Source organism: Pseudoalteromonas sp. BSi20495, assembly GCF_000241185.1.
GTDB lineage: Bacteria > Pseudomonadota > Gammaproteobacteria > Enterobacterales > Alteromonadaceae > Pseudoalteromonas > Pseudoalteromonas fuliginea.
On sequence record NZ_BADY01000196.1, the window covers coordinates 1 to 1,263 of the forward strand.

Genomic DNA, 1,263 nt, shown 5'->3' on the forward strand with positions numbered 1-1,263 from the left:
AACGTGAGCAAGCTCGACGTCTACAAAACATGTTCTGAAACTTGGGTATAAGCCCTGTAGACGCGCAGCTTGCTGGCGTTTAAAAGCGTAGTTTTTAGGGTATTAAGTAATTAGAAGCTACGCTTCTAACGTGAGCAAGCTCAACGTCTACAAAACATATTCTGAAACTTGGGTATAAACCCTGTAGACGCGCAGCTTGCTGGCGTTTAAAACGTAGTTTTTAGGGTATTAATAAGCAATTAGAAGCTCACGTTTACTTCTAGGTACACCATATAACTTGTTGAACAGTGCGTTTTATCTATATTTATAAAAACCCAATAAATTAAAATCTTTATGTATTCATCTAAAAAACTATTAACTGGGCGCTACACCTGCGAAAACCAATTTTACTCTGTCACAATATGTACTAAAAAAAGAACTCAGATATTCAAAAATTTTGAAAGTGCATGTATAGCAATAAGAGGATTGGTTTATATGCAAAACAAGGTAAATACTATTTGCTATACGTTAATGCCAGATCATTTACATTGGTTGTTTCAATTAAAAGATTTACCTCTTAATGATGTTGTGAGGCAATATAAAAGTATTACCACAGTGAATATTAATAAGTTTAATTATTCTAATGGGTCAATTTGGCAGCAAAACTATTTTGAGCATCAACTTAGAACTGAAGAGGATTTAATTAACCAGGCACGTTATATTGTTGCAAACCCTTTACGTGCTAAGCTTGTAAATGAGGTTGGAGAATATCCATTTTGGGACTGTGTATATTTATAATGGCATATTTAAGTAATGAGAAGCTTTGCTTCTAACGTGAGCAAGCTCGACGTCTACAAATCATATTCTGAAACCTGGGTATAAACCCTGTAGACGCGCAGCTTGCTGGCGTGTAAAAACGCAGTTTTTAGGGTATTAAGTAATGAGAAGCCTTGCTTCTCACGTGAGCAAGCTCAACGTCTACAAATCATATTCTGAAACCTGGGTATAAACCCTGTAGACGCACAGCTTGCTGGCGTATAAAAACGTAGTTTTTAGGGTATTAAGTAATGAGAAGCTTTGCTTCTAACGTGAGCAAGCTCAACGTCTACAAATCATATTCTGAAACCCGGGTATAAACCCTGTAGACGCGCAGCTTGCTGGCGTTTAAAAGCAACGCTTTTACAAAATTCAAACCACACATACATTTACTCCTATATACAAAGCAATGAGAAGCCTTGCTTCTAACGTGAGCAAGCTCGACGTCTACAAATCATATTCTAAAAC

1 protein-coding gene is annotated in these 1,263 nt (G+C 36.7%); it reads left to right on the forward strand.

Annotated elements, in window-relative coordinates; genetic code table 11:
* Window positions 1-333: 333 nt before the first annotated feature.
* The gene (locus tag P20495_RS00425) at window positions 334-777 is read left to right on the forward strand and encodes a transposase (RefSeq protein WP_083503362.1); all 444 of its coding nucleotides are present in this window, start codon (window positions 334-336) and stop codon (window positions 775-777) included.
* Window positions 778-1,263 lie beyond the last annotated feature (486 nt).

Coding starts and splice junctions, on each gene's coding strand:
- P20495_RS00425 (WP_083503362.1), top strand. CDS start 334: ATGTATTCATCTAAAAAACTATTAACTGGGCGCTACACCTGCGAAAAC.